We start from the raw sequence: 23083 nt of genomic DNA, 5'->3' as shown, positions 1-23083 counted from the left end.
CATATAATGAGTGTGCTTACTAATTCAACGCATTTGGGCGGAGCCTGTTCCAAATGTCCAGGCGTGAATCCTGCCGCGTTGGAAGCACCGCTCGTCACACCCGGGCCGTTGATCGCTGGAATCCGCTGCGGCTCCGTGTTCTGGTGAAGCAGTCACGGGCCGGGGGGTCCAAGGTGTATTATCGACTGTATCTGATGCGCGGAGATCGCTTCCGCGACGCAATTGAAATCCATGCCGCCGACGATGAATCGGCAATGTTGCAGGCCGAGCAGCGCAAGGAAGCCTTGCCCGCCGAGCTTTGGTGCCGCGGCCGCCGCGTAGCGACTTTGCTTGGAACATCCTCGGCTTAAGTCGGCTAGCCGACAATCAATCCACATCCGAAACAGTCGGCACTACGGCCGGAATGCTTCGTTACTAATTGAGGTTAGTTGCGGAGCACCGATCTGGCCCAGGAACGAATCGTAGCCGTAGGTTTGTTGACACAGCGCGAAGTCGAGCTGCTGGGTCAGGGTTTCTCGCGCCTCTGGCCGGTAGACGAAACGCCTTGCTTCACCGAGCTCATCAAGGCCATCGATGACGCCGACGAGCAGCTGCATCAGGAACATAGCCAGAAGATGGAGCCGCCTGTTACAGGCGGCGACTGCCTCTAATAAGCGCGCCGCTGCGCCGCGATCAGCATCCGGAGCAGCATCGCCACCGGCCGAGGCACCCCGACCTTCCCCTCAAGCCACAAGCTGACTGCCGAACGTGACACCCCGATCGCATTGGCGAGGTCGTTCTGCGTCCGGTAGCCGAGGGTCCGCATCGCACTCCGAAGCTCATCGGGCGACATGGACGCAAGCATTTCCCTGTTGGGCGTGTCGCCGGTCATCGACCGGCCCTGTAGCGGCACAGGAGCACGTGCGAAAAGGGCCTCAGATGGCGTCGGCGCCACGATCACCGGTCCGGATGCGCACTGCCTGCTCGATATTCATGACGAAGATCTTGCCGTCCCCAATCCGGCCGGTCCGGGCGGACTCGGCAATCGCCTCGACCACATTGTCGACCAAGCCGTCCTCAACCACGACCTCGATCTTCACCTTTGGAAGGAAGTCGATAACATATTCGGCGCCGCGGTAGAGCTCCGTATGCCCCTTCTGTCTGCCGAAGCCCTTCACCTCGGTGACGGTGATGCCGGAGACGCCGGCGTCGTGAAGGGCGTCCTTCACGTCGTCCAGTTTGAACGGCTTGATTATGGCCTCGACTTTTTTCACCGAGCCTCCGCAGCAGCGTGTTGAAACATCCATGCCCAATCAGGGCCGCATTTGAAAGGCAGTGGGCCGCACAAATCGATTGAAAGCCTGAAATGAAAGCCATCATTCTTTCCGCCGGCCAGGGTTCGCGCCTCGGCCACATGGTCGACGACCGCCCCAAGTGCCTGATCGAGTTCAGCGGCCGTACCCTGCTCGACCGCCAGCTCGACACGCTCGAAGCGAATGGCGTGCACGAAGTCGTGGTCGTCACCGGCTTCCACGACGAATTGGTCAATCAGGCGATTGCGCGGCGGACCGGCGGGCCAAAGGTGCGGACTATCTTCAACCCCTTTTACAAGGTCGCCGACAATACCGGCTCGCTCTACATGGCGCGCGAGGAGCTGAGCGGAGATTGCCTGGTATGGAACGGCGACACTTTGGTCTCGAAGGCCTTGATGGCGAAGGTCGTCAGCAATGACCGGCCGGGCATCTGCGTCACCATCGACCGCAAGGAAGGGTACGACGAGGACGACATGAAGGTCGTGGCCGCCGACGACGGCCGGCTGCGCGCGATCGGCAAGAGGATCAGCGAGGGTGTGAACGCCGAGTCCATCGGCCTGCTGGCCTTCCGCTCAGGCGGAGCCGAGCAATTCCGCGAAGCCATCGAGCGCGCAATGCGCACCAGCGAGGGTACCACGATCTGGTACCTTCGAGTGATTCACCACCTCGCTCAGAACGGCGACGTGTGGACGCTCGACATCAACGGCGCCGAATGGGGCGAAGTCGACTTCCCGCCCGACGTCGAGGCGGCGCAAGAGCTTACAGCGCGGTGGGATGCAGCAGCCGAGGCAGTCGCTGCTTAACTAATGTCCAGAATGGGTGGAAAGCGGACATCAGCTTCGACTGAGGAGAGCCAAGGCAGCATCCGGTGGGTCGGATAATTCTCGACGAGGCGTAAGACTATCCCTGTCAGCATCCCACCAACCCGGAGGCTGATCGAACACAATTACGTCGCGGTATTTGGCGACGATTGCGTCGGGCGATGACGCCGTAATCCACCACCAGACGCCTCCGGTGCCGTAATCAGAGCAGACGAGAAACGGCCTCTCCGGCTCGTGAACCATAGGTGGAATCCCAAATCGGTTAGATAGAGCTAATCTTCTGGCAACATTGTCCGCGCTGCCGACAAATGTGTCCTGCTGATTGGAACTGCTGTGTCATCAACCAGCCGAGCAATTGCTCGTCCGGGCGTTCTTTCCAGCGTGCGAACACCGCCTTTGGCCACCCACCAGCTACGGTGCACGCGAAGGCCCAGCCGGGGATCGATGAGCGCCGCCGCGTCCGCCAGCCGCATCAAGATCAGTGCCGAGCCGTGGACAGTGTGCACGCGAACGTAATGATCCTCAGCTTCAAGTGCGAGTATGTCCCGGCGCAAGGCAGCCGGCAGCTTCGAAATGAACTCGGGCGGGTATTCGGGAGCGGCGGCTGGCTGTTCCACGGATGCGGCCACAGTCATCTGGTCGTCCGGAGATATGATGCGGGCAATCAGCAGCTGGACGAGGGCCACGTACGGGAACAACCCCAGCAGTTGTACGAGACTGAACGTTCTACCTGGCCGGACCACCCCCATGGCCCACGCCACAAAGAACGTCATGGGCACCGCGGATGCGGCTGCTACCGCGGCGATCCGTGTTGCCGTTCTTCTGCCCGGCGAGGTGGAGGGGAGCAGTCGATCGGCTGCAGCAGCGGCTGCGTAACCGGCGAGCGAAACGACCATCCAGAACGCATATTTCACCGCCGGCGCGTAAGCGGTTTGCGATCCGAACGGACCCATCACACCAAGCAGCGCGCCGATCGCGACGGCGCTTATCAGTCCCCGCCACTTCGCCATTTGCCGCCATTCACGCTTCGCCAACTGCATCCGCCCACCGCTCACGAATTAGCGAAGGCTATTCACGACTTTCCCCGTTGTCGACCGGCATCGCGACCAGCCAACCCGCCGGCACAACGTCAAATGGAGAAAGCAATGAATCGGATTATCGCCGGCATAGCATTGGCATCTGCGTCTGTTCCGGCCGCAGCAAGCGAGGCCGTAAGCATGCGTTTTGACTGCCCCGCGTCGACCACAAAGCCAAGTCAGCCGCCTGAGCTCTCGGGTCAGTGGGACATGGTCATGGATGTGGGAGGCATTCCCAGCTTCGGTCTCCTCTCTCTCGGGGTGTCCGATAAACGGCTGGCGGGATCGATCGCGCTCAACGCCGGCGTGGCGGTAGTTCGCAGCCTGACGTCCGATGGCAGGACCGTGGCAATGATCGTGTCGACGGGCGAGGGAGACGTTCGCTTCGACGGCTCTCTTGCATCCGATGGAAGGCGGATGTGCGGCATCGTGAGCTACCATGGCGGTCAAAAGCTCGGGATGATCGCGCAAAAAAGATCGGACAGAGGGAGTCGGCGCAGCGAGTAGCCGAACGGGGTAAGTATCCGTTGCTAACAGGTTCGCTTATGTCCGATTTGGGTTGAAAGCAGGCCAAAGGACGCTTCCTAAGGAGTAGGCGGAAGGAACCTGCTCGCTACGTCCCGCGCCAGTCGCGCCGGCCGCTGCGTGACCGCGTCGAGGCAGCACCAGCAGCTTTTCACTTCGCTGAGCACGTCCTGGCCGCGGCGAACGATTGTGGTGAAATAGGCGCGCGCGCCTTCCATCTTTTCAGCGATCACCTCGGCGACGACATTGTCCTGGAGGAAGGTCGGCTTGCGGTACGAAATCTCGTGCTTGAGCGCGACCCAGAGGTGCCGCGCCACCGCGTCCGGCGGAGCGACGCTTTGCCAATAGTCGATCACCGCATCCTGCACCCACTTCAGGTATACGCTGTTGTTGACATGACCCATGTGGTCAATGTCCGACGGGTCGATCGCCACGGCGTGGCTGAACATTTTGGGCAGGGTGGAATCCATCCGGACGCAAGCTCTCATCAACTGACATCAGTGTCAATAAGTGATGGCGGCGTCTGCCTTAGCTGTAAGGCGGATTGTGGAGTCCGGCCGGGCTCTTCGTGAAAATCTCGTGGCCCGTCTCGGTGATTCCAATCGAATGCTCGAACTGCGCCGACAGCGAGCGGTCGCGCGTGACGGCCGTCCAGCCATCGTCGAGAAGCTTCACGTCCGGACGGCCGATGTTGATCATCGGCTCGACCGTGAAGAACATGCCTGGGCGAAGCTCGGGTCCGGTGCCGGGACGGCCAGCGTGGACGACTTCCGGGCTGTCGTGGAACAGGCGCCCTACTCCATGGCCGCAAAAGTCGCGGACGACGGTGTAGCGACGCGCCTCTGCATGGCGCTGGATCGCGGCGGCAATGTCGCCGAGGCGATTGCCCGGCTTCGCCTGCTCCAGACCGACCATCAGGCATTCGTAGGTCACGTCGACCAGCTTGCGCGCCTTCAAGGGCACGTCGCCGACCAGGAACATGCGGCTGGTGTCGCCGTGCCAACCATCGACGATCGGCGTCACGTCGATGTTGATGATGTCGCCGTCCTTGAGCGCCCGGTCGCCCGGGATGCCGTGGCACACAACGTGGTTGATCGAGGTGCAACAGCTCTTCGTATACCCGCGATAGCCGAGCGTCGCCGGAATACCTCCCTCGCGAAGCATGTGCTCGCGCGCGATGTCGTCGAGCTCGCCGGTCGTCACGCCGGGAACGACGTGGGGGACGAGCGCATCGAGAATCTCGGCGGCAAGGCGCCCGGCCTTGCGCATGCCTTCGAACCCTTCCGGTCCGTGCAGCTTGATCACGCCGTTGCGGGCTTCGACCCGATCCTCGGCTCCTACGGTGATATATTCGGTCATCGCCTGCAACATAGGCGCGCCGGCCGGATTTTGCACCCACATGAGAACGCGTATGGGTCAGAAATGGGAAACAACAGGATCTGGACCGCTGCGCTTTTGGTCATTGGCGACGAGATCCTGTCCGGCAGGACGCAGGACAAGAATATCGCCCAGGTCGCGACCTGGTTGAATCGCCAGGGCATTCGCCTGGAAGAGGTCCGCGTCGTTCCGGACGTCGGCGCGCGCATCGCGAGCGCAGTGAACGAGCTTCGGCGGACCTATGACTATGTGATGACGACTGGCGGTATTGGGCCGACCCACGACGACATTACCGTGGACTCGATTGCGGCAGCCTTCGAAGTCCCGGTCATCGTCCATCCGGAAGCGCGCCGCATCCTGGAGGATTATTATGCGACCCGCGGAGGCGTGACCGCCGCCAGGCTCCGCATGGCTAGGGTGCCCGAGGGCGCGGAACTTCTTCCAAACCCTACGTCGGGGGCGCCGGGCGTGAGGATGGACAACGTCTTCATCCTCGCCGGCGTGCCGGGCATCGCCGCCGCCATGATGGAGGCGCTCGACGGAAAGCTCGAAGGCGGGCGGCCGATGGTGTCCGCCACCGTCGGAGCCTATGCGGCGGAAAGCGAAGTCGCCGACCTGTTGCGGGAAGCGGAGGCCGCGAACGACGGCGTCGCGATCGGCAGCTATCCCTTCTTTAAGGACGGCCGGTACGGCGCGAATTTCGTCGTGCGCTCCGACGACGGGAATCTGGTCGAGCGCACCGCCAAGGACCTTGAGCGGCGCCTTTCCGAAGCAGGGATCGAGCCCTTTTCAGGTGGCATTTAGGCGCGGTCGCCCCTGCGCTTCGCTCCGGGCGCTCCAGCCTGCGACATGCCCCCGGCATGTCACTTGATTGGCTGTCGCCGCTTCACTGCGTTCACGCGTTCCGTATGCTGCTGCTCGACCATCCGCCGAACGGTCTGCGGTGGAGCGGGTAACGGGAATCGAACCCGTGCGTTCAGCTTGGGAAGCTGACAGGCTACCATTACATCATACCCGCGTCGTAGCGGCTCCGAATTAGGTCTTGCCTCCCCCACCGTCAACGCGCTCTACAGCCGTGGTGACGGGGGAAATGGAACATCATCCGGTAAGGATCGAAGCCGAGGCGCTGGGCGGGCGGCGCCTGCGTTACTTCGACTTCGTCATGGTGGCGTTCGTCACCATCCTGCTGCTTTCGAACGTACTCGGCGCGGGCAAGGTCGCCATCATTCATTTGCCCGTGATCGGCGACTGGCCGTTCGGAGCAGGCATCCTCTTCTTCCCCTTGTCCTATGTGATCGGCGACGTGCTCACCGAGGTTTACGGCTACGCTCGCGCACGGCGCTGCATCTGGGCGGGAACGGCAGCGCTTCTCTTCATGGCGATCATGGCGATGGTCGTGGTTGCGCTTCCGCCAGCCCCCGACTGGACCGGACAGGCGGCCTACGAGCAGGTGTTCGGCCAGGTGCCGCGCATCGTCTTCGCGTCGATCCTCGCATTCTGGGCCGGCGAGTTTGCGAACAGCCTGGTTCTAGCCAAGATGAAGATCTGGACCGAAGGCAGGCATTTGTGGACCCGGACGATCGGAAGCACGGTCGTCGGCCAGGGCGTCGACAGCCTTATTTTCTACCCGCTGGCATTCTGGGGCGCGGTGGGCTGGACCAACGACCTCGTGATCAAAGTGCTGATTACACAATGGGTGCTGAAGGTAAGTTGGGAAGCGATCCTGACGCCCGCGACCTACGCGGTCGTCGGCTTCCTGAAGGGCCGCGAGGGCGTCGATGTGTACGACGAGCGGACCGATTTCAGTCCATTTCATGCCAAGATTTAACATTTGTTTACGGGTAAGTAGACTGTATTTGACGCGTACCTCTTGAGGGGTCGATGCGTGGAAAAGGATATCGAGAGCGGGCCCGGACCTGAGGGTCCGCGGGAAAGGCGAAGCACCCGAGTCAGCTTGCAGGCCGAAGTGAAGCTTCGCCGCAGCGGACACCACCATTTCCTCGTAAACGTTCACGACATTTCGCCCGAAGGCTGCAAGCTGGAGTTCGTCGAGCGCCCGCGCCTCGAGGAGACCGTGTGGGTGAAGTTTGACGGGCTCGACGCAATCGAATCCAACGTGTGCTGGGTGAAGGGATCGGACGTCGGAATTTCGTTCGCGCACCCGATCTACCCAGCCGTGTTCGAGGGTCTCGTGCGTCGCCTCGCAGGTCGCTGAACTCCCCTTTTTGGACAGACTTAGGCGTTACGGAACGGCATCGAGCTCTGGCGGCTCGATAGGATGCCCGCGTTCATAAGTCCTCGTGAGCGTGGGGGCACGTCGGCGGTTCGGGATGCGCACCGGCCACTCCAGAACCGCCAATCTTTCGCTCATTCTATGGGCCGAGCGAGCACGCTCACATAGGTTAGTCTCATCCCGAGCGATGACGCGCTACGGCTGTTTCCGGTTCGTGACCTTGTTGCGTAACTGGCCGCGGATCGAGATCCGCCAGCGTGCTAAGCGACGCGTTGCTGGCGGATCTCACATTTGCCTGCTGGACAGCCCCGTTAAATTGTCATTTACTCGTGAAGAGAGTCGGCGGCGCGGCTCGGCAAGACTGCCTGTCGCTCTCACCCTTGCTTGTCACAAGGACCGAAGCGGTCTGGATCGATCAGCTCGATCCAGACCGCTTCTTTCTTACGGGGCGCCCCTGCCCGCTCGTGAAAAGTTCACCGGCCTCCTGACTCTTCGCCCAGCTTGGGGAATCGCTGTGGACAGGCCGCTTTTCGCGGCGAATCACAATTCAGACGAGGTCATGATGGCAACCGAAGCGGGCAGCATCCTTTCGCGCATCAAGGACGAGGAGATCGATTGGGTCGACCTCCGCTTCACCGATCCCAAGGGAAAATGGCAGCATTTGACCATGGCATCGGGCCTGATCGACGAGGACCAGCTGACCGATGGCTTCATGTTCGACGGAAGCTCGATTGCCGGCTGGAAGGCCATCAACGAGTCCGACATGATCCTGAAGCCCGACCTCGACGCTGCGTATGTCGATCCGTTCAGCGCGACGCCGATGCTCGTCCTCTTTTGCAACGTCGTCGAACCCTCGACCGGCGAGCTTTACGGACGCGACCCTCGGTCGACCGCGACGCGGGCCGAAGCCTATCTGAAGCAGACGGGCATCGCCGACACCGTCTACGTCGGTCCGGAAGCCGAGTTCTTCATGTTCGACGACGTGCGGTTCGAAGACGGCTACAGCGCCTCGTCCTACCGCATCGACGACATCGAGCTTCCGACAAACACTGGACGCGAATATGAGGGCGGCAACCTCGCGCACCGACCGCGCGCCAAGGGCGGCTATTTCCCGGTCGCTCCGGTCGACAGCGCCCAGGACATTCGCGCCGAGATGCTCTCGACGATGATCGAGATGGGCCTGCCCTGCGACAAGCATCACCACGAAGTCGCCGCCGCTCAGCACGAGCTTGGTCTGACCTATGGCGAACTGGTCACTACCGCCGACCGCATGCAGATCTACAAGTATGTCGTGCACATGGTCGCTCATGCCTACGGCAAGACGGCGACTTTCATGCCCAAGCCGATCGCGCAGGATAACGGCTCCGGCATGCACACCCACATGTCGCTGTGGAAGGGCGGCAAGCCGCTGTTCGCCGGCAATGGTTACGCGGGCCTCAGCGAGACGGCGCTCTACTTCATCGGCGGCGTCATCAAGCACGCCCGCGCACTGAACGCGTTCACCAACCCGACGACCAACAGCTACAAGCGTCTAGTTCCCGGCTTCGAGGCACCGGTGCTGCTCGCTTATTCGAGCCGCAACCGATCAGCTTCCTGCCGCATCCCGTACGGAGCGGGCGAGAAGGCGAAGCGCGTCGAGTTCCGCTTCCCGGATGCCCTGGCGAACCCGTACCTTGCCTATGCGGCGCTCCTGATGGCCGGCCTCGACGGCATCCAGAATCGCATCCATCCGGGCGATCCGATGGACAAGAACCTCTACGACCTGCCGCCGCAGGAGCTGGTGAACGTTCCGACCGTCTGCGGCTCCCTCCGCGAAGCCCTGGTCAACCTTCAGAACGACCGCGCTTTCCTTACCCGCGGTGACGTTTTCAGCGACGATCAGATCGACGCCTACATCGAGCTCAAATGGGAAGAGGTCATGCGCTGGGAGACCACGCCGAGCCCGGTCGAATTCGACATGTATTATTCGTCGTAAGGCTCACCTCTTATTAACCGAGATTAGCTATTCGTGGCCTCATGGGTGTCGAGGCTACGCGTAACAGCTTCAGGGCGGCGGTCCTTCACGGGGTCAAAACCGCACTGGTCGTGACCGACAAGAATCCGCTTCGCGAAGGCGACGGCGATGCGCTCGACGGCGTGAAGGTTCCGCGCTCGGAAACGCGGCGGGGCGATCATCGCGGCGGCGATCGCCATCGCCTCAGCGGCGAAACAGCTACTATCGTCTACGAGGACCAATCCCACGACGTTGAGGTCGTGAATCTGTCGCGCGGCGGCGCAATGATCCGTTGTGGTTTCGCTCCACGGCTGTGGGACATCGTCGAGCTGCAGCTGGGCGAAGGCTCCGGCCTCCATGGTGCCGTCCGCTGGATCAAGGGCGACTCCATCGGCCTCGAGTTCGCTCATGAGACGAGGATCGAGTGCGACCGGGAGCAACGCGCCGAACTTCTTCTCGCGGTCATCCAGCGCAGCTTTCCGGACGAAGTGCGTCTCGAAGAACTGCAACCCGAGGAAGGGCGCGAGGAAGTCGAGGAGGATCTCGGCAATCGCGATGAAAAGCGCCATCCGCTGATCTGGAAAGGCGAGATCCACTACGCGCACGACAGCAACCCGGTGCGCCTTCGCAATATCTCCGCTGGCGGCGCGCTCGTAGACGTCGCCGTCGACTATCCACTGGGTGCCGAGGTCATGCTCGATCTTGGCAATGCCGGTCAGCATTTCACGACCGTCCAATGGGTCTGTGGCGACCAGGCGGGACTTCGTTTCGTCTGCCCGTTCGATATCGGCTGCCTTGCGAATGCGCGGCCGGATGTGATGCCGCACAGCTGGAACGTCCCAACCTTCCTCAATCCGGACGACGATGAAGACGATTCTCCGTGGAGCTCGCATTGGAGCCGAAGCTCGATTGAGGAAATCCGCAGCGACCTCGAGGGCTACCTCAAGCGCTAGTCGCGAACGTAGACTACGCCGACCTCATCCTGGTGAATCCGCTTCCAGCCCGGTGAGCGATCAATAAGAGCAACGAGCTTCCTGTAGCGGTGAGGCAGGATCGCCCACCGGATGCCCCATCGCTGAACCGCCTCTTCGAACTTCGCGGCGTCGCCATCCGTGATGCTCTTGTATCCGATGACGAGCTCGTCGCCGTACATGTCCCCCCGCCCGTCGACGTAGGTCCGGATGCCGGACAGGATCAGCGGCCCGCCCATCACATAGCCGTTCAGCACCGGCTGCGACCGCAAATCAGGCGGAACAGCCGCGATCAGATTCCACGGGTTCGCTTCATTTTCGGGAGGCGTCATCGGCATGAACAGCCGAACGACAATCAACGTCGCGGCAGCTGCGCCAACGAGCCACCAAATCCTTCCTTCAGCCTCCCCGCGCGCGGAGCCTTTAGCGAAAGCCTCGGGCAGGATCACGGCCGCGACGATTGCCAAAACCGCTTGGTGCCTCACCTGGAGAAGCGCCAACCCAAGGAGCGCGCATAACAACACCCATCGCACCGGGTGCATTGCCGGCCGCTTCACCCAGATCAGCGCCAGCACGCCGGCAAGAACCACGAAGAAGAACGGCGTTACTGCAGGATTGGACGGCTTCCACTCGTCGACGAGAGGAAGCATCGACAGATTCGCGATCTTCAGCGGGTGGAGGACTCCCTCCAAACCGTTCGCGTTGACGAAGACGGCGATCAGGCACGCTACGCCGAACAGTCCCCACTGGCGCAGAGCTCGCGACCGGTCGCTAGAGGCAAGCAAGGCTTCCAACCCCAAAGCGGCAGCAACGACCAGACCGATCACGAAGCTTCCGTGGAGGTTGGTCCACACCACCATCAGCAAGGCGGCTGCGAGCGGTGGCACGCCGTCCTTCTTCCGGGCGTGGACCATCAACACCGTCCAGAATGCCAGTAGCGCCCAGGCAAGGAGATGCGGCCGTGCGAGCATCATGGGGATCAGCACGACGTCCATCGCAACGATCGCGCCGAGTGCGGAAAGCGGACGAACGAAGCGCGTGGCGTTGGAGACAATGACCGCGTGCAGCGCGATCAGGGCGGCCGTGGCCAGTGCGCTGATGCCGCTGTAGCCCGCAAACCTGTACGCAGATGCCATGATCGTCTCGGCAAACCACTCGATCGGGACCCATGGCTTCCCGGCCCAGGTGAAGGAGAATGGGTCCGTCCGCGGGATCTGGCCGTGAGCCAGGATCCACTGTCCGGTGGCAATGTGCCAGCTAACGTCGCCGTCATTGAAGATCGACTTCGAGCTACCCAGCGTGGCCGGAATGAGAAGTGCTGCAGTGAGAACGATCAGATAGTATTTGGCGCGCTCGTCGACCCGGCCGGCTTGCGTCATCAGTCCTCCAGAATCAGGCTCTTCGTCTTCGTTTCCGGCAACATCAAGAAGCCGATCGCGGCCATCCCGATGACTGCGGACAGATACCAGTAAAAGCCGCTCTCCATCCCGGCCTGCTTGAACCAAAGCGCAACATATTCCGCCGTGCCGCCGAACAACGTGTTGCCGACCGCGTAGGGCAAGGCCACTCCGAGGGTCCGGATGTGCGCCGGGAAGAGCTCGGCTTTGATCAGGCCGCTGATGGACGTGTACGACCCCAGAATGACGAGTGGGACGAGGACGAGCGCGAGCGCCGTCAGCGGTGCAGTGACGACGCTGATTGCGCTGTAGATCGGCACGGAAACCAACATTCCGCCGAAGCCGAAGACATAGAGCATCGGCTTCCGGCCCCAGCGGTCCGCGGCCATGCCCCACCACGGCTGGATCAGCATGAATATCACGAGCGCGATGGTCATGATCATCGTCGCTGTCGGCCTCGAGAACCCGCTCGTGTTGACGAGGAATTTCTGCATGTAGGTCGTGTAGGCGTAAAAGGCCGCCGACCCGCCCCCGCTGATCGCCGCGACGATCAGGAACTCGCGGGGATGATTGCGCCACAGGTTGATCATTGATGACCGCGCGCGATCCGCGCCCTGCCTGACGAAGGATTCCGTTTCCGTCAGTCGCGCGCGCAGGAAATAGACGCCGAACGCCAATAACGCCCCGACTCCGAACGCGATGCGCCAGCCCCATTCCTGCAATTCGGAGTCCGGCATCACGCTTTGCAGCAAGACTACGACAGCCAGAGCGAGGAGTTGTCCTCCGATCAGCGTGATATATTGAAAGCTCGCCCAAAACGCGCGGCGATTGCGCATCGCCTTCTCGGACAAATAGGTCGCACTGGCCCCATATTCGCCGCCGACCGATAGCCCCTGCAGCATACGCGCGAGCACCAGGACTGTCGGCGCGACCCATCCGGCAGCTGCATAGGTCGGCGCTGCAGCGATCATCAGCGATCCACCGGCCATCAAGGCCACCGACAAGGTCAGGCCCGACTTGCGGCCGTGGCGATCGGAATAGATGCCCATCAACCATGCGCCGATCGGGCGCATCAGGAAGCCGACAGCGAAGATGGCGGCGGCACTGAGGAGTTGCGCTGTGGCGTCCTCCTTGGGGAAGAAGACAGGCGCGAAATAGATCGTCAGGACCGAATAAGCGTACCAGTCATACCACTCGACCAGGTTACCCGCCGAGCCGCCGAGGATGTCCCGGATGCGCTTCGCATTGCTCGAATCACTAGACGCCACCGCGGTCGCCACGGTCTAGGCGGTCTGCGCAGCCCGGGCGCGGGCGGCGGCGCCATGACCGTAGATGAAATAGAGCACGATCCCGATCGCCTGCGCCGCGAAGAAGAAAAGCTGGGTGCGGTTCGGCAGGCTGATGAACAAGTAGATGCAGCCGAGGATGCCGACCGTCGCGACGAGGGTCGCGGCGGGTGCACGGAACTTCCTCTCCCGGTCGGGCTCCCTGCGACGGAGCACCAGCATTGCCGCGCAGACCGCGACGAAAGCGGCAAGCGTTCCCGCGTTCGCAAGCGCCGCGATAGAAGCCAGCGGGATCAGGCCGGCGAAGATCGACGTTACGATGGCGGTGAAGATGGTGATGCGCACCGGCGTGCCTCGGCTTGAAACGCGCGCCAGCGACGCAGGCAGCAATCCATCGCGAGCGACCGTGAAGAAGATCCGGCTCTGGCCATAGAAGAAGGCCAAGATGACGGTGGGCAGAGCGATCACGGCGGATGCGCCGAGAACACGTGCGGCCCACGGCTGGCCAATGTCGCGAAGGATCAGCGCCAGAGGCTCCGCACTGTCGGCAAAGTCGGTGTAGGCGACCGCGCCGATCGCCGCTGCGGCCACCAGCATGTAGATGATTACGCAGACGACCATCGATCCGACGATGCCGATGGCAAGGTCGCGGCTCGGGTTCTTGGCTTCCTCCGCCGCGGTAGCGATCGCGTCGAAGCCGTAGAAAGCGAAGAAGATGATCGCCGCCGCAGCCATCACTCCAACCTCGCTGCCCGAAGGCCCGCTCCTCGGGAAACCGTAGGGCATGAAGGGCTCGAAGTGGGATGCATCGAAGACCGGAAGCGCGACCGCAATGAACAACGCCAGGGCAGCCAGCTTGATGACCACCAGGATGGCGTTGAGGGTCGCGCTCTCGCGCGTGCCCGCAATCAGCAGCCCGCCAACGACGAATATGATGAAGATGGCCGGAAGGTTGATCACCCCGCCCAGTTCGGGTCCCTGTATTAAAGCGTCTGGCAATCCCATCCCGATCGAGCTGAGAAACCCGGCCGCATAGCCCGACCAGCCGACCGCGACCGCGCTGACCACAAGCGTATATTCGAGGATCAAAGCGACCCCGATCATCCAGGCGATGAGCTCGCCGAACACCACGTAGGAATAGGTATAGGCGCTGCCCGAAGCTGGGATCATCGTCGCCACTTCCGCATAAGCCAGCGCAGCGCAGGCACAGATGCCTCCGGCGATCGCGAAGGAGAGAATGACGGCGGGGCCCGCCTTGCCGGCGCCCACGCCAATCAGCGTAAGAATACCGGTGCCGACGATCGCTCCGACGCCGAGCGCGACGAGGTGCGGCCACGACAGGGTCTGCGCCAGTCGATGCTCTTCCGGGAGGTCCTCACGAGCGACGACCGCCTTGCGCACTTTCCAATTCTTCATAAGCCTCCCCCGCCGTCCCGGCATTCAGCCGGAATCCGCCTGTGCTTCGATGGTAGAAGAGAAGGCGGTTGCCGGGTCAAGCCCGGCATGGTGAGTCCGCGGAAGTTGACCAAATCGACTCTGCCGGACAGGGCGGCCCCCTGTCACCCTGAACGAGTGAATTCGGGGGTCTTCCACGTCCTCCACTTCGTCACCTTCACGCCGTCACATGACGCCACCGGAGCCGGTCCTAGGGCAAGCAGGCATTCTGCACGAAAGTACGGCAGCAAGCCTGTAAGACAGCTATTTCGTCCTGATTTCTGCTTTCGGCCCATTGCGGACACTGGCAGTGCAATTCAAATCTCGCGTCTTATTGGCGCACTTGCAATTAGCGACGCGCGCGGCCACTTTGGCTGGAATTGAGGCCAAAGCCTCGAAATGCTGCGGGCGCCGCGAGAGTGGCCCGGTGCCTTGCAGTTCCGTCCAACCGAATTCGCGATTGCTGTCCGGCGGCATGTCGCCGTCCTACGCAGCAAAATCGCGCAAGTTTCTGCCTGAAAGTCCCCCGCATTGAGTGTGCTTCCGAACGAAATTCCGCAGGGGCAAGCTATCGGCCACGCGCTTCCGGGGGCAGAAGCTCTCGGACCAGTCCTATCCCGGCGGTTCAAAGCCTATGGCCCTGACGCCAAGCGGAGCATCTTTCAATTAGTCACGACCGCAGCGGCGTTCATCACGCTGCTCGTGGTTATGGGCTCCGCGTCGCATGACCACTACTGGCTGACTTTGTTCTTGGCGATTCCGGCGGCCGGGCTGCTCGTCCGCCTGTTCATCATCCAACATGACTGTGGTCACGGCTCTTTCTTCAAATCACGAGGCGCCAACGACTACCTCGGGCGCGCCCTTTCCGTGCTGACGCTCACTCCTTACGGCAGCTGGAGCCAGGGCCATGCCGCGCATCATGCCTCCACCGGCAATCTCGACCGCCGTGGGCGTGGAGATGTGGAAACCTGGACCGTTGAGGAATACCAAGCCTCGGGGTCGCTCAAGAAGCTCTTCTATCGTCTTTATCGCAACCCCTTGGTGATGGTCATTCTCGGTGCGCCGATCAATTTCATCGTGCTTCAAAGGTTGCCGCTGGGTCATGGGCTTCGCGACCGTAAATCTCGCCGCAGCATCCTAGCCCTGAATTTCGCGTTGCTCGTGGCGTTCAGTCTTTCCTTCAGCTTGATCGGCGTTCGTCCGGTAGTGGTGACCTATCTCCCCGTGATGGTCATCGCATCCTGGATCGGAAACTGGCTGTTTTACGTGCAGCACCAGTTCGAGAGCACTGGTTGGGAGCGCGACGCCGATTGGAGTTTTCACGAAGCTGCCTTGAGCGGCAGCTCATATTTCAAGCTTCCGGCGGTTCTCCAATGGTTTTCCGGGAACATCGGGCTGCACCACGTGCACCACTTGTGCAGCCGGATTCCAAACTATCATCTTCAGGCCTGTCTCGACTCCGCGCCAGAACTGAATCGCGTCGCCAAGGTGATAACCTTGCGTGAGAGCTTGGGATGCTGGCGCCTGGCGCTGTGGGACGAGCGTCGCCGCTTGCTAGTGGGGTTCCGCGATCTGAAGTCTCGCGTCGCTTAGTGTATACGCGACGCTGACAGGAGGAATTTATGCCCCGGTTCACTGAGGGTCGATACCGCACCGAAGCATCGGAGCACCGCCCGGCTCGTGCTTATGTGATCGACGGAGCAAAGGCCTATTTCGTAACCGAGGAGGTCTACCGCTCAAGGCAGTTCCGGCCACCTTTCGAAACGCTTCCAACCGAAGACCAATATCATGCCTGAGGCCTCTGGCCGCTTGGGCCGGACTTCGAGCCGGTGCGGAACTGTAAGCTAAAACGAGCCACCCGCCTCCGCTCCGTAAGCCCAGCGAATCTTCCCTGGAACGTCACGAAGACCCACGACACGAAGCAAGACTAACTCGCCTAGCTTTGGCCTCAGCGAGACGGCCAGCCGGAACCCTGTCGTCGTAAATTCCGTGATCGTGACGTCGTCTTCCGACCCATCATCCCGCACGAGCAAGGCCGGGTGCCGAGTTCGCGGATTGGTTCGGAAAGCGTCCAGTATGCTGTGCTCTTCTGCCATGTTTGATCGCCCTCAACGGCGGGAGCACAATCTCTCTCAGTCGCCGAGTGGCCATGAATTAAGCTCGACGATACCAGCATAGCGCCTTGACGAACCTCTCGGTTCCGCCGCTTGGCCGAATGTCCGCTTTCCATCAGTTCCGGACATAAGCGACTTCCGCGCTAGTAATCCTTGCTAACGCGAACGTTCGCGCTCGTCCTGCCGATCGTCGAGATTGACGAAAGCAGCGAGAGCCAGCGGGTCACCTGATACTCGGCGCGCGTGGCGGAATAGCCCTGGCCGTCGGTGATCACCTCCACAAACAATTTGCGGGTGACGTACTTGCCCGCTGCAACGGCCGTCTTCTGGCCCGTGGCGATATCGGCCGGAAGGATTCGAAGCCGGTCGAGGCCGACGGCGCGGCGAACGCTGTTGATCGGGTCGAGATTGCCCGATCCCGACTGGAGCGCCGCAACCGCACTGGCGAGTTGAAGAGCCTCGGGCGCGGACAAGTTGGTGATCGACGTGCCGAACAGGATGCGCGACAGCAGCTCGTCCTGCGGCAGCTGAGGGACGCTCGCGAACGTGATCTCAGGATGAAGTCCCGTGCCGCCGACGACGACGTTGGCGTTCAGGCCCTGGACGTTGGCCTCGGCTCGAATGTCGAGGAGCGGATCGGGCGGGCTTTCGCCGCGGAAGCGGATCACGCCGCGATCGAGGCGGAAATTGCGTCCGGCGAAGTCATAGTCGCCGCGCACGAGATCCGCCCGGCCGGTGAAGCGCGGTGCATCCGCGGTCCCGCCTACGTGGAGGTTGGTGCGCCAGATACTGTCGATGCCGAGGCCACGCGCGCGAAGGTCGTTCCCGGCAACCTCCAGATCGAGCTTCCACGGGTGGAGGTCGGCAGTCTCGATGACATCTTCCTCGTCCAGGCCGACATGCCGGACCTGGAGCTGCGGGACTGCCGCCGCCGCACTGGCCCGGCCGAGCGTGAAACTGCCCTTGTCGAGGCGAAGGTCGCCGGAAATCGTGCCGTTTCGCCCATCCGAACGCACCTTCAGTGGTCCGGTCACCCGGGCAGTGATGTCGTCCCGATTCAGCAACAAAGCCTGGCTGGCGTTGAAGCTCAGATCGAGCGCGGCTGCACCTCCCGAGAAATCAACCGTTCCGCTACCCTCGATAGTTCCGCCGCCGCTCGTCGTTCCGGCCAGCCGGCTGAAGATCAGGCGCGATCCGTTGAAGCGCCCGTCCGCCTGGAGTTGCTCGATCAGCGTCCCGGTAACCGGGCTTTCAAGCCTCGCACTGGCGCTGCGCACCGAGCCGCGGATTGTCGGATCGACGAGGCGGCCGCCAATATCCGCGCCAATCGCGACTTGCCCGGTCAAATCGAAGATCTCGGTGCCGGATAGCCGCCAGAGCGTATCGGCCGGTCCGGCGTAGCGGAGTTGGGCGAAAAGCGGCGCGTTCATCAGCTCGGCCATCAGGTCGCCGCCGCCGATCGGTGCAAAACGGGCCTGGGCGCGACCGATCGTCTGTCCGCCACTTACTGCGACGGCCCGGACCGCCGCCTGATTGCCGGAGACGATCGCGGCGAGCCCGACATCGATGGGCTTCGAGGCGAGCACCAAGCCGGCTCGGCTGAGGCCACGAATCTTGAGATCCGCACGGCCGCTGCGGTTGCCTTTCCAGGCATAGTCCAGACGTCCGGTGGCGACGCCGCTCATGTCTAGGTCAGACCACCCAAGGTCCAACACCTCGAGCGGCATCGACTGGAGCTGGGCGTGGACCTCCGGTCGCGATCCGCTTCGGCCAGAGACCACGGCGCGACCGCCCGCGAACGATACGCTGGTGGGCGACAACGCCCAGCCATCGCCGGAACGGATGAGGACCGCGGCCTGATTGAGAATGAGAGGCCGCCGTTCGACCGAGCCTCGGCCGGTGAGCTCGATCCGATCGGCCGCGACGTTGGCCAAAGTGCTGAACTCGAAAGCAGCGCCACGGCGGCCTGCAAGCAGGGCTCGGACTTGGCCCTCGCCGTTCACCAGCTTCGCGTTCGCCGTCAGCCTGGCGAGCGAAATGCCCGTCATCTGAAGTCCGCGAGCATCGACGGACCCGTCGAGCGTCGTCCGGCCGTCCGCAAGAATGACGTTTCCATCGAGTCGCCCTGACCGGACCGCAAGCGACGGTAAGCGGGCATTGCTGGCCTGCAGATGGGCCTCGATCTTCTGCGCATCGCCGGCGGGAACGAAGCCGAGCGTTCCGTCCAGGCCGCCGCCCGCGACATTCAGCGTTCCCGTAAAGCCGCCCGGGTCGGAGCGAAGATCGCCGCTTGCGCGTGTCCCGCTGACGTCGAGCGCGGCGATGGACACGACAGCCCTGCCCCCTTTCGGAAGGAGTATCCGGCCGTTGCTGGTGAACGGTCCAAGACGCGACTGGCCATTTGCGCGATAGTCGAAGCCGGCCGCCGTCGGCGTCAGCAGTAGCTCCATGCCGCGAACGCCCAAGGTCTCATTGGGGCTTTCGAGGAAAAGCTGGACCTTTGGCCGCTCGATGTGGCCGTCCAGGATCATGCGAAGCGGGCCGTAGGTTGCCTGCCTGCCTCTCGCGACGATGTGGAACGTGCCGTCGCGGTTACGGTAGCCCTCACCGGCCAAACGCAGCTTGGGCGAGTAGAATTGCATCCCGCTGAAGCGGACGATGCCGTCAGTCCCTCGTTCGAGCTGCGTCTCGATCCGCGGAAGCCCGCCGGTGAGGCTGGCAAAGAAACTGTTGTCCCAGCGCCGGACCCAGGCTTTGCCAGTCCCGATGACTCGCGAGCCCTTGCCGTTCGGGCCGGGCACGACCGTCAGCTCCGACTGAACATCGACGATGCCGAGACCTTCGATGAAATAACGGGTCAGGCCGCCCGAAAGAACGACCTCGAACCGCCCGGTGACGAGGTCGATCAGCAGTCCCATTTTCGCGTTCAGCTTCGCGCTGCGCAGTTGCAGGCCTTCGCCCCGAACGAGCTTCGGAGTGATCGTCAGGATTCCGTCGAGGTGTGCGTTGGCAAGGATTGCGCCAGCAACGTCGCCAACGCCGGTGATCGCGCGAGCGGTCAAGCGGAGAGGCACGCGCATCGGCCACGGCGAAAGCTTCCCACTGCCTTCCGCTCGAACGTCGACGAAGCCGGTGTCGTCGAATTTCACCGCCGGCGACGTCAGCCGATAGGAGTAGCGAGCAGTCGCGTACGGGCCGTCGAGCGTCCACAGCATGCGAACGTTCCGGCCGGTCATGTTGGTGAACAGCGCGGGCGGACGCAGCAGGTCGAGGCCGAGCCGGACGTTCCGGTATTGGCCCTCGGCCATGTCGATCGTGCCGGTCGCGACTGCGCGAAGCGAGGCCGAACCGATCGTCAGTCGGCCGTTCAGATTTCGTTCCTTCAGGGTGGCGTTGCCGAGGACTTTAACGGTCGGCGAGGTCAGCCGCTGAAGCCTGCCCTTGAGGAACGGCGCGGGTGCAAGTGCACCGTGGAGGCCGTATCGGCCTTTGCGAGCGGTGAGCTGGAGCCGTGCCGTCGGTCGTTCGGAAATATTCAGCGCCGCAACGCCGCGCCAGGCACTTCAGGTGCCGTCTCCAGTGACGACAAAATCGACGGATCGGTTCCAGCCTAGCAAGGCCGGCACTACGCCATTGGCCGGCGAGTGCGACCGCACTTCGAGATCGAATTTGTCGCCATCCGGCTCGGCATCGAGCGCAAGGGCAAGGCGATCCCCACCTTGGTCCATTGAGAGGCGGAGGCCGACGACGGCCCGTCCTGCCCGCACATCGGCCGTGCCCTGAAGCGCTCCGGTACGTGCGACACCCGTCACCGCTGGAGCCAGTTCGAGACGGTTTATCTTCAAGTCGCGGATGTGAATGTCGAACTTGGGAAGGATCGGTCCCTTCCGTCCGGTTTTCCTAAGCTTCGGCAGGCGAAGCAAAATGAGGCGATCCGCCTCCACGCGCTCGATATCGAGCTTGTTGCGGAGCCACGCGCCCGGCGTCCAATCGACGTCGATCTCGGGGGAAGTCAGAAAGACGCCGCGCTGGTCGAGCACGGCGACGTTCTTCAGACGCGTCTCACCGAAGATGGAGCCTTCAATCCGCCCGATCCGAAAGCGTAGTCCCGACGCGGTCTCGATCTGCGCCAGCCGGTCGACGATGAAGCGGTGTCCGGGTGCAGTGTCGAGCACGAGCAAGCCGATGACCGCGAGCGCCAGCAGAACGACGAACAACGTCCCGAGCTCGATTGCGAGACGGCGCGCCCAGTCGTGCCTAAGGCGAAGGCGCCGCCGCTGACCGGCTTCGCGGGTGACGGTTTCAGCCACCTAAAACGCCTGCCCGAGCGAGACGACAACTGCGACCGGCGCGTCGCCTGAGCGCGGGTTGAGCGGCGTTCCGACATCTACGCGGATCGGCCCAAAGCTCGAATAGTAGCGGACACCAATACCGGCCCCCAGTTGCCACTTGCGGAAGTCCGGAGTGACGTCGGAGGTCAGCGTTCCTCCATCGAGGAAGGGCACGATCCCGAAATTGCCGCCGAAGGCCTTCAGTCGAACGCGGGCTTCGAGCGCGAACTCGGCAAGTCCGCGACCGCCGATCGGGTCACCGAAATCATCCCTCGGCCCAAGCTGCTGATAGCCATATCCACGGACCGACCCACCGCCGCCCGAATAGAATCGGCGCGACGGCGCAATGTCGGACGACTTGGCTCCGACGATCGTTCCCAGCCGCACGCGGCCGGCGACGACGACGCTGTCGGACACCGGGTGATAGGCGCTCGCGTCGATCTGGATGCGGCCGTAAGTGAACTTGCCTCCGCGCGCGGAGATCTCCGGGCTAATTCGTCCGCCGAGCCGGAAGCCGGTCGTCGGGTCGAGGAGATCGTTGCTCCCGTCATAGCGCAAGCTAACCGGCGCTGCCGCGATCAGGAAGGTGCGCGTTTCCTTGTTGCCAAGATCCTCGAAGATGCCGCGCTCATCGGTGGCGATGAGATCCGCGCCGTAGCTCCAGGTCCATTTCTTGCGCCAGATGATGTTGCTCTGGCGCTCGATCAGGGCGCTGAGCTGAAGCGTCTTCGCGCGATAAGCGTCGCGATCGACGTTGCTCGCAACGGCCAGCAGGTCGAGCACTTGGTCCCGGCGCATGAAATTGCTTCGCCGGAACTCGGCGGAGACGAGTTGCTCGTTGGTCCCGGCGACCCCGCGAAGGGTCAACGCACCTTCCGGATTGACGAAGTTGCGATGCTGCCAGCTTGCCTCCGCGCGGACGCCCTCGCCCGTTCCGTAACCGAGCTCGCCGGCCACGGTCCGCGTCGGCGCGGGCTCGAGGTGCACGTCGACGTTCACGGTCTGCCGGTCCGGCGAAGGAACGACGCGGACCTCCGCAGATGCGACGAGGCCTGTCGCAATAAGGGCCCGGCGCAGATCGTTGACCTTCGACCGCTTGAACGGATCGCCCGGATCGAAGCGCGCGATGATTTGGATATGCTTCGGCGAGAATGGCGGATTGCCGCTGACGCTGATCTGCCCGAAGTGCGCCACCGGCCCTGGCTGCACCGGAAGGATCAGCGATGCGGTGTGAGTTTGGTGGTCGACCTCGACCTGCTGCTCGCCGACTTCGGCCAGCGCGAAGCCCTCCTCGCCGAGCGCGACCTGCAACGCCGTGCCAGCGTCGATGACGTTCTGTGCAATGACCGGGTCGCCGGTTTGTACTGCAAATGCCTTGCGCAATGCCGCGGCTTCGGACCCCGCCGCTTCGAGCCCCGGAAGTTCGACGGACTGGAAACGGTACTGGCGGCCCGGTTCGGCTGCGAGCACGACCTGCAGCGTTTGCTGCATAGGCTCGATGCGAGGCTCGACGACCGCATCGTAATAACCCCGCGAACGCAGCAGCTCTTCCAGCAACTCGCCGTCGGCGCGAGAACGCCGGTCGATCTGCGCCGCATTGGCTGCCTCGCCCCGCCCCTCTCGCAATGCCGACTGCTCGTCGAACGACTTGGCGAGCACGGGCTCATCCTCGATCCCCTGAAGACCTTCGATGATTACCGAGTAGCGCCGCTCCTCAGCTGCATCGATCGTGACGGCGGGCGCCGGAGTTTCCGCACCATCTGCAGCGGGAACAGTCGCATCCGGCGCATTCATGTTCGGCCATTCGACGCCAATGTCCGGCATAGGGTCGAGCGGCGCGGTGGGGTCGAGTTCTGCGGAGCCAGGTGTCTGGGCCCAGACGGCAAGCGGGGATGCGAGCATCGCGGTCGCGCATGACAGGCGCAGCACGACCCCCACTCTTGCCCTCGATCTCATCGATTTCGAGCCTAACCGGCGCTCCTGAACGGCGCCAGTCCAAGGAGGGTCTTAGTGAACCGTTCCCCGCACTTCTTCGTCGGAAAGTGTTGCGATGACACGTTCGATCTGCCGCCAATGGCAGAATCTCAGGACATTGCCGGCGTCGCGGCTGCTTTCCGCGCGCGCGGCGGCCTCCAGCCCGGCGTCGTCGCCGAACCGATCGAGCAGGTCCGATGCCTCTTCAAGGGCAATGCGACCGGAGATGAAGGGCGAGTCCATAGACGGTCATTAACCC

The 23083-nt window shown here is 62.8% G+C and carries 23 protein-coding genes, 1 tRNA gene and 1 pseudogene; 11 read left to right on the top strand and 14 right to left on the bottom strand.

Annotated elements, in window-relative coordinates; genetic code table 11:
• Window positions 1-173: 173 nt before the first annotated feature.
• Both ACMC5O_RS03095 and ACMC5O_RS03090 read left to right on the top strand, forming a co-directional pair.
• On the top strand, window positions 174-350 hold the full coding sequence (locus ACMC5O_RS03095) for a hypothetical protein (RefSeq protein WP_187707759.1): 177 nt from the start codon (window positions 174-176) through the stop codon (window positions 348-350).
• A gap of 126 nt (window positions 351-476) precedes the next feature.
• The gene (locus ACMC5O_RS03090) at window positions 477-650 is read left to right on the top strand and encodes a hypothetical protein (protein ID WP_222949793.1); all 174 of its coding nucleotides are present in this window, start codon (window positions 477-479) and stop codon (window positions 648-650) included.
• On the opposite strand, the gene ACMC5O_RS03085 is transcribed toward ACMC5O_RS03090, so the two are convergent.
• Both ACMC5O_RS03085 and ACMC5O_RS03080 read right to left on the bottom strand, forming a co-directional pair.
• Window positions 647-871: a helix-turn-helix domain-containing protein gene (locus ACMC5O_RS03085; RefSeq protein ID WP_246444008.1), complete on the bottom strand. Its 225-nt coding sequence runs from the start codon at window positions 869-871 to the stop codon at window positions 647-649. The genes ACMC5O_RS03090 and ACMC5O_RS03085 overlap by 4 nt on opposite strands.
• 43 nt (window positions 872-914) lie before the next feature.
• Window positions 915-1253, bottom strand: coding sequence for a P-II family nitrogen regulator (locus tag ACMC5O_RS03080; protein WP_187707761.1), 339 nt, complete (start codon window positions 1251-1253; stop codon window positions 915-917).
• A gap of 92 nt (window positions 1254-1345) precedes the next feature.
• Here ACMC5O_RS03080 and ACMC5O_RS03075 point away from each other — a divergent pair, with 92 nt between their 5' ends.
• The gene (locus ACMC5O_RS03075) at window positions 1346-2095 is read left to right on the top strand and encodes an NTP transferase domain-containing protein (RefSeq protein WP_187707762.1); all 750 of its coding nucleotides are present in this window, start codon (window positions 1346-1348) and stop codon (window positions 2093-2095) included.
• 290 nt (window positions 2096-2385) lie between these two features.
• On the opposite strand, the gene ACMC5O_RS03070 is transcribed toward ACMC5O_RS03075, so the two are convergent.
• Window positions 2386-3147: a LytTR family DNA-binding domain-containing protein gene (locus ACMC5O_RS03070; protein ID WP_426693242.1), complete on the bottom strand. Its 762-nt coding sequence runs from the start codon at window positions 3145-3147 to the stop codon at window positions 2386-2388.
• Between the two features lie 111 nt (window positions 3148-3258).
• Between ACMC5O_RS03070 and ACMC5O_RS03065 the strand changes: the two genes are divergently transcribed.
• The gene (locus ACMC5O_RS03065; RefSeq protein WP_187707764.1) at window positions 3259-3696 is read left to right on the top strand and encodes a hypothetical protein; all 438 of its coding nucleotides are present in this window, start codon (window positions 3259-3261) and stop codon (window positions 3694-3696) included.
• 77 nt (window positions 3697-3773) lie between these two features.
• On the opposite strand, the gene ACMC5O_RS03060 is transcribed toward ACMC5O_RS03065, so the two are convergent.
• Both ACMC5O_RS03060 and map read right to left on the bottom strand, forming a co-directional pair.
• Window positions 3774-4184 (bottom strand): acyl-CoA thioesterase, encoded by a 411-nt coding sequence (locus ACMC5O_RS03060; RefSeq protein ID WP_187707765.1) that lies wholly within the window; start codon window positions 4182-4184, stop codon window positions 3774-3776.
• Window positions 4185-4242: 58 nt separating this feature from the next.
• Entirely contained in the window at window positions 4243-5073 is an 831-nt protein-coding gene (gene map / locus ACMC5O_RS03055; RefSeq protein WP_426693241.1) for a type I methionyl aminopeptidase, read from the bottom strand.
• Window positions 5074-5136: 63 nt separating this feature from the next.
• Between map and ACMC5O_RS03050 the strand changes: the two genes are divergently transcribed.
• Window positions 5137-5895, top strand: a complete 759-nt coding sequence (locus ACMC5O_RS03050; protein ID WP_187707766.1) for a competence/damage-inducible protein A — start codon at window positions 5137-5139, stop codon at window positions 5893-5895.
• Between the two features lie 140 nt (window positions 5896-6035).
• On the opposite strand, the gene ACMC5O_RS03045 is transcribed toward ACMC5O_RS03050, so the two are convergent.
• Window positions 6036-6109, bottom strand: a tRNA-Gly gene (locus tag ACMC5O_RS03045).
• A gap of 72 nt (window positions 6110-6181) precedes the next feature.
• On the opposite strand from ACMC5O_RS03045, the gene ACMC5O_RS03040 reads away from it, so the two are divergent.
• The 4 genes from ACMC5O_RS03040 to ACMC5O_RS03025 all read left to right on the top strand — a co-directional run bounded on the left by ACMC5O_RS03040 (window position 6182) and on the right by ACMC5O_RS03025 (window position 10270).
• Complete coding sequence (locus tag ACMC5O_RS03040) at window positions 6182-6919, top strand: queuosine precursor transporter (protein ID WP_187707767.1); 738 nt, start codon at window positions 6182-6184, stop codon at window positions 6917-6919.
• A 57-nt stretch (window positions 6920-6976) separates the two neighbouring features.
• On the top strand, window positions 6977-7306 hold the full coding sequence (locus ACMC5O_RS03035; RefSeq protein WP_187707768.1) for a PilZ domain-containing protein: 330 nt from the start codon (window positions 6977-6979) through the stop codon (window positions 7304-7306).
• Between the two features lie 580 nt (window positions 7307-7886).
• Window positions 7887-9299 (top strand): type I glutamate--ammonia ligase, encoded by a 1413-nt coding sequence (glnA, locus tag ACMC5O_RS03030; protein ID WP_187709926.1) that lies wholly within the window; start codon window positions 7887-7889, stop codon window positions 9297-9299.
• A gap of 41 nt (window positions 9300-9340) precedes the next feature.
• Window positions 9341-10270: a PilZ domain-containing protein gene (locus ACMC5O_RS03025; RefSeq protein ID WP_187707769.1), complete on the top strand. Its 930-nt coding sequence runs from the start codon at window positions 9341-9343 to the stop codon at window positions 10268-10270.
• On the opposite strand, the gene ACMC5O_RS03020 is transcribed toward ACMC5O_RS03025, so the two are convergent.
• The 3 genes from ACMC5O_RS03020 to ACMC5O_RS03010 are packed head-to-tail and all read right to left on the bottom strand — an operon-like array spanning window position 10267 to window position 14387.
• The gene (locus ACMC5O_RS03020) at window positions 10267-11667 is read right to left on the bottom strand and encodes a hypothetical protein (protein WP_426693240.1); all 1401 of its coding nucleotides are present in this window, start codon (window positions 11665-11667) and stop codon (window positions 10267-10269) included. The genes ACMC5O_RS03025 and ACMC5O_RS03020 overlap by 4 nt on opposite strands.
• Entirely contained in the window at window positions 11667-12965 is a 1299-nt protein-coding gene (locus tag ACMC5O_RS03015; RefSeq protein WP_426693239.1) for an MFS transporter, read from the bottom strand. The genes ACMC5O_RS03020 and ACMC5O_RS03015 overlap by 1 nt, the downstream gene beginning before the upstream one ends.
• Window positions 12966-12968: 3 nt before the next feature.
• Entirely contained in the window at window positions 12969-14387 is a 1419-nt protein-coding gene (locus ACMC5O_RS03010) for an amino acid permease (RefSeq protein ID WP_187707771.1), read from the bottom strand.
• Window positions 14388-14957: 570 nt separating this feature from the next.
• Between ACMC5O_RS03010 and ACMC5O_RS03005 the strand changes: the two genes are divergently transcribed.
• Together ACMC5O_RS03005 and ACMC5O_RS03000 are read left to right on the top strand one after the other, a co-directional pair.
• The gene (locus ACMC5O_RS03005; protein WP_426693508.1) at window positions 14958-15998 is read left to right on the top strand and encodes a fatty acid desaturase; all 1041 of its coding nucleotides are present in this window, start codon (window positions 14958-14960) and stop codon (window positions 15996-15998) included.
• Window positions 15999-16027: 29 nt separating this feature from the next.
• On the top strand, window positions 16028-16201 hold the full coding sequence (locus ACMC5O_RS03000; RefSeq protein WP_187707772.1) for a hypothetical protein: 174 nt from the start codon (window positions 16028-16030) through the stop codon (window positions 16199-16201).
• Window positions 16202-16249: 48 nt separating this feature from the next.
• Here the strand turns inward: ACMC5O_RS03000 and ACMC5O_RS02995 are convergent, their stop codons facing one another.
• From ACMC5O_RS02995 to ACMC5O_RS02975, 5 genes and pseudogenes are all read right to left on the bottom strand, one after another.
• Window positions 16250-16501, bottom strand: coding sequence for a hypothetical protein (locus ACMC5O_RS02995; protein ID WP_426693238.1), 252 nt, complete (start codon window positions 16499-16501; stop codon window positions 16250-16252).
• Between the two features lie 161 nt (window positions 16502-16662).
• A pseudogene (locus ACMC5O_RS02990) lies at window positions 16663-17862 on the bottom strand (translocation/assembly module TamB domain-containing protein); the annotation flags it as partial.
• Between the two features lie 2220 nt (window positions 17863-20082).
• Entirely contained in the window at window positions 20083-20829 is a 747-nt protein-coding gene (locus tag ACMC5O_RS02985; protein WP_426693237.1) for a hypothetical protein, read from the bottom strand.
• Window positions 20830-22779, bottom strand: coding sequence for an autotransporter assembly complex protein TamA (locus tag ACMC5O_RS02980; RefSeq protein ID WP_246444020.1), 1950 nt, complete (start codon window positions 22777-22779; stop codon window positions 20830-20832).
• 78 nt (window positions 22780-22857) lie between these two features.
• Window positions 22858-23067, bottom strand: a complete 210-nt coding sequence (locus ACMC5O_RS02975; RefSeq protein ID WP_187707774.1) for a hypothetical protein — start codon at window positions 23065-23067, stop codon at window positions 22858-22860.
• Window positions 23068-23083 lie beyond the last annotated feature (16 nt).

The sequence above is a fragment of the Sphingomonas sediminicola genome, assembly GCF_049991885.1.
Classification (GTDB): domain Bacteria; phylum Pseudomonadota; class Alphaproteobacteria; order Sphingomonadales; family Sphingomonadaceae; genus Sphingomicrobium; species Sphingomicrobium sediminicola.
The sequence above is the reverse complement of the archived record's forward strand: the minus strand, read 5'-3'. Positions and strand labels throughout refer to the sequence as shown.